Source organism: Paracraurococcus lichenis (genome assembly GCF_030657435.1).
GTDB classification, from domain to species: Bacteria; Pseudomonadota; Alphaproteobacteria; order Acetobacterales; family Acetobacteraceae; genus Paracraurococcus; species Paracraurococcus lichenis.
Window position 1 is genome coordinate 1 of record NZ_JAUTWS010000141.1, and the last position, 7,991, is coordinate 7,991.

Here is a 7,991-nt window from a genome sequence, read left to right on the forward strand (position 1 = left end):
GACGCTTTCCAGAAGCAGGTGAAGTTCTGGGGTGCGGCGCCGAGCTATGCCTTTGTCGCTGAGCCCGAGACGAACGGCGTGATCGAGAGGCTCTTCCGCACGCTGAAGGAGCAGGCGATCCACGGCCGCATCTTTCAGACCATCGACGATGTGCGCAATGCTGTCCGTGCCTTCGTCGCCCGCTACAACGCGGAGTGGCTGGTCGAGAAGAACGGATACCGCAGCCCCGCCCAGATGCGCGCCGCCTGGCAGCAGGAGACCTTGAGGCACGCCGCATAACGCAGCCTATTGTCCAGACAGCCGGGTGCGGTACATTTCCGGCTCCCATCGCAACAACGCCAGCGGGCAGCATCGGCCTCCACGTCGTTGATGGTAACGCGCGACCGCGCCGCGCCCAGCTCCCAAGTACTTGGTAGACATGACGATGTCTGTGCCATTAATCACTGGACAACGTCAGCCAGCAGACTTTTGCCGCTATGTGTTAGTATTTAGCTCCGCACACTTCTCGTGATCGGTGGAACATCCCACGACACGTCTCGTTGGTGCCTCGACGGAGCCAACCCAGCTTCCCGGTTGCGCTCGGTCGGATCCTCCCAGACTCAGCGGCATCTCACGGTGCCGCACTTTTCTGCGCAGGCAAAGCCTATCCGCGGCACCGACAATGCCGCCTATTTTGCCGCCCGGATCGCGCGACTGGCCGTCAGTCTCCGCGCCGCTGGTGGTAGCGCGCGACCGCGCCACACTCGGCCTCCAGGTGCTCGACGTACCGCGCCGGCATGACGGGTGTCTTCCGGCGCCCAGTCTGCTGCACGGCCGCCGTGTCCGCGCCGCTCGCCACCAGATCCTGCGCCATGCCGACGCGGCAGGAGTGCCCGGAGATGCGCGTGGCATTTAGCCCGGCGCGGCCAGCCATCCGCTTCAGGATCGCCGCCACCTTATACCAGCCCGATGTGAGGCTGACCCATCGGCAGGAAGCCCATCGAACCGTCTCCAGCGAAGGTGGATGGGTCAGCCTCACATCGGTGCCGTCGCGGGTGTGGTGGGAAATCAGGGCGGCGTAGTCTCCGGTTTGTTCCACAAACCGACTCCGGCGTTGGCGCGCCGGCGGAGACCACGCCATGGACAAGGATAGCAGCAAGGGTGCTGCCGAGCAGGGGCTGTTTGCCGGGGAGGTCTGGTTCGACCCGATAGAGGCCGGCCTGCGGGGCCGGATCCGCGGCCTGATCGAGGAGCTGGTGGAGCAGGAGCTCGAGGCGGCGCTGGGACGTGGCCGCTACGAGCGGGCCGGCGGGGCGGTTGGGCACCGGCATGGCCACCGGACGCGGCAGCTGACGGGCTCCTTCGGGCCGGTCGAGCTCGCGGTGCCGCGGGCCCGGCTGCGGGCCGAGGACGGCAGCACCCGCGAATGGCGCAGCGCTGTGCTGCCGCACTACGCCCGGCGGACACGCCAGCTCGAGGCGCTGATCGCGGGTGCCTACCTGGCCGGGACCAACACGCGGCGGGTGCAGCGGGCCTTGGTGGCGCTGTTCCGCGGCGCGGTGGGCAAGGACGTGGTCAGCCGGGCCTGGCGCAAGGTGAAGGTGGACTGGGACGCCTGGGGGCGGCGCGATCTCGGCGACGAGGACATCGTCCGACTGATCCTGGACGGCACCGTCGTGCGGGTCCGGCTGGACCGCAAGGCGACCTCGGTGTCGCTGCTGGTGGTGCTGGGCGTGCGCCGGGACGGGCAGAAGGTGCTGCTCGCCATCCGCAGCATGGGCGGGGAGAGCGAGGCGGCGTGGCGGGCGGTGCTGGATGACCTGATCGCCCGTGGGCTGCGGACGCCGGAGTTCCTGATCACCGACGGCGCGGCTGGCCTGGAGAAAGCGCTGGCCGCGCTCTGGCCGGCGGTGCCGGCCCAGAGGTGCACGGTCCACAAGCACCGCAACCTCCTTGCCCATGCGCCGGAGCGGCTGCACGAGGAGGTCTCGGCCGACTACACGGACATGATCTACGCCGAGACCGTGAAGGAGATCGAGGCGCGGCGGAAGGCGTTCCTGCGCAAGTGGCGACTGAAATGCCGGGCCGTTGCCGACAGCCTGGAAGAAGCCGGCGAGGCGCTGTTCGCTTTCACCCGGCTGCCCTCCGGCCAATGGAAGTCGGCACGGACCACCAACGCGATCGAGCGTCTGCATGAGGAGTTCAAGCGCCGCATCAAGACCCAGACCGTGCTGCCTTCGGCGGAGACCGCGGCGATGCTGTTCTGGGCCTTGCTCGCCTCAGGCCAGATCAGCATGCGCAAGGTCGACGGCTGGCAGACCCTGAGTCAGCCGCCTGCCAAGAGCATGATTGACCTCGCTGCCTGAGGCGGTACCGTCATCGCGCCGGAGACGCTGAACGCGATTTCCTACAGCCTTTGCGACGGCACCGACGCGACCGCCCTTGTTGACTGGCCTAAAGATCAGTCCGGCGACGATGCCGGCAGCGTTGAGCTAGTCGCGCAGCGCCTTCACCGTGGATTGGCCGAGGAACAGCACCACGCCTTCGCCGGCCTGATCGGTTTTGCTGTGACGGATCAGCGCGGTGGCCGTGCCGTTGGTGGCGAACTCCAGATCCTCAACCTGCAGCGCGACGACTTCGGAGCGGCGGGCCAACAGGTCGCGGGCGACCAGCAGCATGGCAAAGTCACGCAGGTCCACGAGGCGCAGTCCGGTGGTAGCCTGGATACGCGCGACAGCAAGCTCGCCAAGCGGCGCGGCCTGGCGCTGGCGAGAACCGCTGGCGCGGACGGCACGCGTCACTGCGAGGGCGACGACCTGGTCCTCGGTGGGATTGGCCAGCCGCGCCAGCGTGTGCAGCCGGCCAATTGCCCAGACCGCCTGCCGGATGCCAGCCGCCTTGCCGCCCTGGTCGTGCACGTCGTCGACGTAGCAGCCACCACGTCCGGCGCGGCCGGAGACGGGCAGAGGCCACGCGGCGCGCACCATGCGGCGAAGGCGGTGACACCCTTGCGGAGCGCCCGCACGGTTTCGCCGGCCATGGTACCGCGTGCTTCGTGCAGACCGTCCTCGATCTGGGCCCGCAGGCCATCGGAGAGCACCGGCGCGGTGCTGGCGGGGGCGGCTGGCGCTGGGGTTGTGGCCGTATCGTCCATGGATCGGGCCTAGCGCAGCCAGCCCGAGCGCCTCGCTACGCTCGACCTGGGCAGCTTCGGTTTCTGTCGCCATCCCAAACGCCAGCTCCGTCACTAGCCACACCAGTTCCCTCCCCGGCCCCGCTCCCCTCGCCCCCGCAGGCCAGGAGCTTACCGGATTGGCCGCCCGAGGAGCCTGCCCCCACGGCTTTGCACAGTCTCGGCGCTGTTGGCGCGTGGTCCGGTGTTGGCACGGGCGGCTGGAGAGAGCGCTGCCATCAGCTCAGTCGCAGCCACCAGTACGTCAGGGCTGAAGGGTTTCACCAAAACCGGCGCTGCGGCAGGGTCCTCACAGTCGGAGCCCTCATTGTAGCCGATGGCGACGACGAATGGCACGCCAAGCGCGGCTAGACGATCGGTGATTGGTGAGACCACCGTGCCCTGGAAATCAATGTTCAGCACTGCAGCGCTTAGTCCACCATCGGCCTCCGCACATTCGATCAGCTCAAGCGCCTCGCTTACGGCAAACGCGGGGCCAATAACCTCGGCCCCGGCGTCTCGGACGCTACCAGTAATCAGCATGGCAGTTAGCGCCTCCCTTTCGACGACAAGGACGCGGCGGCCTCGCAGCACGGCGCAATGGTGGGGCACATGTTTGGTGTGCATGGAACTGCCTTTCCGACCCCTGTTGACGGTTCAGGCAGCACGGAGCTTATGCACACTCGCGGCCGGGGCATTTCGGCGCCCGGGGACGCTCCTGGCTGGGCACGTGATGCACGGGAGGCCTTTACCGATCGGCGGTCGAACGCGTCCCACGTCATACCGGTTTTGGGAAAGCGACGCGGCTCGGAACCGGTAGAAACAGGTGACTGGGGGCTGGTGTCAGATACCTGACACTTGTGTCTCAGAGTCCTGGCAGCACAAACGTCCGCACACGACATTCCCGCTTTGGGAGCTGGAAGCGAAAATTACCGTGCGTGCGACCATTCAAGGCGCCGAATACGGGCTGGAGCTGAATGGCTCCCTCTCACTCCAGCGGACTATCCTGACGCGATGTAGTGTTGCCGAAAGTGCCGCCCGCCCGTTACGGAGTGGCGGCTGAGTGAGATGAGGCAGGCTGGACGCAGCGCCCAGCTTCGCTGGAACGTCAGCTCCGCCTGCCACGTTCGCGCCCGACCAACAAGCCGCCGCGACACGCGAAACCAGGGTGGTGGCCGCCCGATTTGGGGAAGCGGGCGGCCTTAGAGCAAGGTCACTCAGGGAGCGACCCTACTGCTCATTTTGATTTGCACTCTGATCTAGCCGAGCTGGGAATGAGCGTTCCGGTAGTGTCATGAGGATTGGTGTTTGAGGAGCACGTCTATGGATGACAAGCGGGACAGTCCCCGGCCCGGTACCACTGCCGAACTGATCGCCGCTGCGGATGCCGCGCGGAAGGTCACCCGTGTAGCGCTGGAGCACGCGCGGGACCTCCACGCGCTCGCCGCTGTTGGCGCGGCGCGACGTCGTGCCGAACGAGGCGGCGGGCCGGCTCCCGTGGGTACCTCGCTCGCGGATGTGGCCCGGTTACGCCGGGAGATTGCGCACCTGCGCGAACGCGAACAGCGGTATGGACGAAGAGGGGCGGGCCCGATGGACGACGCTTGGTGCCGGTGCGCCGAGCCGCCAGTGTTGACTGCGCTAGCTGGCTGGCGCGAGGACGCCGGCCACCCCGGCGTGCGTCTGCCCGTTCACGCGTGCCCGAGCTGCGGCTCCAACGACGCGGGCGGGCAACCGTGGGTGCGCACGGAGGAAGAAGGGGCGCCACGGTAACCAACGATGCATTGATCTCTCGAAGGCGAATGCCTTGTTATAAGCTTGTGTTGCCTTTGCCAGCACCAAGCGTCAGACGCCGCAGCATTGGGCCGGCGCCCGCGCCGTGCACTAGGACAGAGACGAGCACGACGAGCCCCACGATGACCTACAGCCGGTCTCTCCACTCCGCAGGCAGCCCGTGGGTAACCGCATACCCTACGTAGAAGAACGAACCCAGACCACGGATCCCCAAAAGGCCGATCGCAAAGCGCTCCGTCACTGGCATTGCAGACCCTGCGAAGCTCGCAAGGCAAGCCGCGGGCCGAATCACGGCGAAGAGCAGCAGCGCGAAGATGCCATCCGCCCAACCTATATGTGCGAGCAAACCGCCGGCAATAGCGGCGCCGAAGGCGGCGAGGACGAGCACCATGGCGACGCGCTCGGCCTGCTCGGTCGTGTTGTGAAGGCGCTGCTCGAAGTCGGGGGCACTGCCGAGATTCCGCAACGTCGTAGCCGCGGCGAACACCGCAACGACGCCGTAGCCCTCGGCGAGGTCGGCCAAACCGTAGGCGAGTAAGCCGAGCCCAAGCGCGACGAAGCCGTCGCGCGTTGCGGGGAGGTGCAGGCGTTCCGGCAACCACCGACCGATTGCGATCAGACCCTAGCCCAGTGCGATGCCCATGATGACCGGCGCGACGATCTTCCAAGCCAGATCCCGAACCAGCCAGGTAAGGGCGAGATCGGTCCAGGGGTCCGCCTCAGCGTGCTGGATGATGGCGAGGCCGAGCAGGACGAAGGGAAGGGCGAGCCCACCATTGAGCCCGGCCTCGAGGTGAGGGCAAAGCGTGCCTCGCCCTCCTCGCCAGAGCCGGGCGGCCCGACCTGCACCGCTCGCGCGAGCACCGGGTCCGTCGGCGCGAGAATCCCGGCCAGCAAAATGGCAATCCCGATAGGGAAGTCGAGAGTCCAGCACACCCCAACGACTATGCCGAGGGCGGAGATCAGCATGGCGATGCCGAGCAGTCGCCACGTGCCGCCCCAGCCGCGGAGCCCGAACGGTCGGTCTATGGCGAGACCCGCGCCCATCACGGCGGCAACAAGGACGAGAGTGACGACATCGTGGATGAGGTTGCGGTGCACGAAAGCGAACTGCGTGCTCCCAGCAAGGCGGGCCAGGGCCCAGCCTGCACCGACGGCCAGCATCGGAAGCGACAGCGGCGCCCTCTCCAGAACAAGGTTCAGCCAGCTCGCCGCCAGCACGGCAAAGCCGAGGAGCGCCAGGGCCAACGCCGTCACACCACCGCTCCTCGTAGCAAAGCGGCAATGGGCGTTTCGCCACGCCGGGACCAGCTGGCCAGGCAGCGCGGACCCTGGCGCCGATTATACTGAGCCCGATCAGGTCGGCGGCGAGGGAGACCGGCGTGCACGGCAAGGCAGTTCAGGCGCCGATCACCGCGCCGACGACACGTTGCCGGACGTGGTCGCACGATAGCAGAGCCGGGCATCACAGCCGACACCATGGTCATCGGCGTGGAGCACGAGGTTACCCGTGCCGACCGCACCGGATCGCCTTGACATGGAGCGGCCGTCACTACGGCCTCTCTTCGGTCACGCTGGCAGCACCGGGTGCTTCTTCTCCGGCAGGCTACGCAGGAACTGCTCGTCCACCTTGAGGTGGTCCGCCACGAGCTGGGCCGGCGTGTTCGCCATCCAGCCGGCAAGCGACACGTCCTCATAGCGGTCGGCACGGAAAAGCTCTAGGAAGCGCAGCGTCGTCCTGCCGGTGTTCTCGATGTAGTGGCCCATCGACTTCGGCACATAGCCGACATCGCCTGCGCTGAAGTCCACCGTGTTGGCGCGGCTCTCGCTGGCGAAGATGGTCATCCGCGCCTCGCCCTGGATGTAGTACTGCCACTCGTCAGCATTTGGATGCCAGTGCAGCTCGCGCAAGCCGCCCGGCTCGACCTCGACCAGTGCCGCCGCGATGGTGGCCGAGACTTTGAAGTTGCTCGAATCGGCAATGCGCACCCGACCACCACGGGTCTCGATCGGCTGGACGTCGTGCAGCCGGAAGTTGAACGGCTCTGGTACCACCGGCTGCCGGCTCTGGGCCAAGTCGTCCTGCAGCGCACCCGGCATCCGGGCATTGAAGATATAGAGTTCCTTCTGCGGTACCTTGTCGAAGGTCGAGGGCGGCACGGCAAAGTTTTTGCCGAGGATGTCCTTCGGCGTGTGTGCCAGCCAATCCGTGATGAGGAAGGTGCTATCCTCACTGAAGCTCCCATCATCAAAGGCCAGCAAGAACTCACAGCCGTCGTCGCCGAGGGCCTGGATTGAGTGGGGGATACCGGAGGGGAAGTACCAGAGGTCACCCTCGCTCACGTCAGCGACGAAGTGCCGGTCCAGGGTGTCCACCGCGGTGATCCGAGCGCTGCCATAAAGCATGTAGGCCCACTCGGCTTCCTTGTGCCAGTGCAACTCCCGCACCGCGCCGCGTCCGAGGCGCATGTTGACGCCGGCGATATCGGTCGCGATCGGGAACTGTCGGATGGTCACCTCGCGCGCCCAGCCCGCTTCGGTGCGCCGGTTGTGCGATGCCGAGAAGGAATAGCGCAGACCGCCCAGGTTGCCATGATCGGTCGGCGGCGGTGTGGACTCGCTAGGATTCGCCTTCTCCATCGCCTCGTTGCGCGGTCCGGGTCGGCTGCGGCCCGCTCCGAAGGCTGGTCGGCGGCGCGGGCGATGCTGGCGTGAGCAAGGGCGGTGCCGGCCGCCGTGGCAGTAAGCAGGGAACGACGGGCTGTCGGGGTCATGCGGAGCGATCCTTGTAAGGTGGCGAAGGCTGGGAGGGATTTCCCGCTGCGCCGCGAACGTGGCGCGTAATGCGGTGGTTTGAACTGCGCGAGTATCTGCCGAAGGACGTCGCGCCGAGGACGTGTGGTGACAATGTCGCGCAACACACCGTAGGAATGGGGAAGCCAGAATGCAGAGGTGGGGACTGCCTCCGCCGCGTTAGCATTAGGTAACTCTCGGACTCACAGGCCTGCGCACATTCGCAAGCTGATGCTCATTATCGCGGCTACTA

8 protein-coding genes are annotated in these 7,991 nt (G+C 66.7%); 2 read left to right on the forward strand and 6 right to left on the reverse strand.

The window, feature by feature from the left end:
- A partial coding sequence (locus Q7A36_RS36950) for an integrase core domain-containing protein (protein WP_305108798.1) occupies window positions 1–279 on the forward strand: 279 nt, incomplete at its 5' end.
- Window positions 280–700: 421 nt separating this feature from the next.
- Here the strand turns inward: Q7A36_RS36950 and Q7A36_RS36955 are convergent.
- On the reverse strand, window positions 701–1,078 hold the full coding sequence (locus Q7A36_RS36955) for a site-specific integrase (RefSeq protein WP_305108799.1): 378 nt from the start codon (window positions 1,076–1,078) through the stop codon (window positions 701–703).
- Between the two features lie 40 nt (window positions 1,079–1,118).
- Between Q7A36_RS36955 and Q7A36_RS36960 the strand changes: the two genes are divergently transcribed.
- Window positions 1,119–2,345 carry an IS256 family transposase gene (locus tag Q7A36_RS36960; protein WP_305108800.1) on the forward strand — a complete coding sequence of 409 codons (1,227 nt, stop codon included), beginning with the start codon at window positions 1,119–1,121 and terminating at the stop codon, window positions 2,343–2,345.
- 126 nt (window positions 2,346–2,471) lie between these two features.
- Here the strand turns inward: Q7A36_RS36960 and Q7A36_RS36965 are convergent, their stop codons facing one another.
- From Q7A36_RS36965 to Q7A36_RS36985, 5 genes are all read right to left on the reverse strand, one after another.
- Window positions 2,472–2,966, reverse strand: coding sequence for a site-specific integrase (locus Q7A36_RS36965; protein WP_305108801.1), 495 nt, complete (start codon window positions 2,964–2,966; stop codon window positions 2,472–2,474).
- A gap of 317 nt (window positions 2,967–3,283) precedes the next feature.
- Window positions 3,284–3,778 (reverse strand): response regulator, encoded by a 495-nt coding sequence (locus Q7A36_RS36970; protein WP_305108802.1) that lies wholly within the window; start codon window positions 3,776–3,778, stop codon window positions 3,284–3,286.
- A 1,294-nt stretch (window positions 3,779–5,072) separates the two neighbouring features.
- Window positions 5,073–5,543: a cation:proton antiporter domain-containing protein gene (locus tag Q7A36_RS36975; protein WP_305108803.1), complete on the reverse strand. Its 471-nt coding sequence runs from the start codon at window positions 5,541–5,543 to the stop codon at window positions 5,073–5,075.
- 17 nt (window positions 5,544–5,560) lie between these two features.
- Window positions 5,561–6,202 (reverse strand): hypothetical protein, encoded by a 642-nt coding sequence (locus Q7A36_RS36980; RefSeq protein ID WP_305108804.1) that lies wholly within the window; start codon window positions 6,200–6,202, stop codon window positions 5,561–5,563.
- A gap of 312 nt (window positions 6,203–6,514) precedes the next feature.
- Window positions 6,515–7,585 (reverse strand): cupin domain-containing protein, encoded by a 1,071-nt coding sequence (locus tag Q7A36_RS36985; RefSeq protein ID WP_305108805.1) that lies wholly within the window; start codon window positions 7,583–7,585, stop codon window positions 6,515–6,517.
- Window positions 7,586–7,991 lie beyond the last annotated feature (406 nt).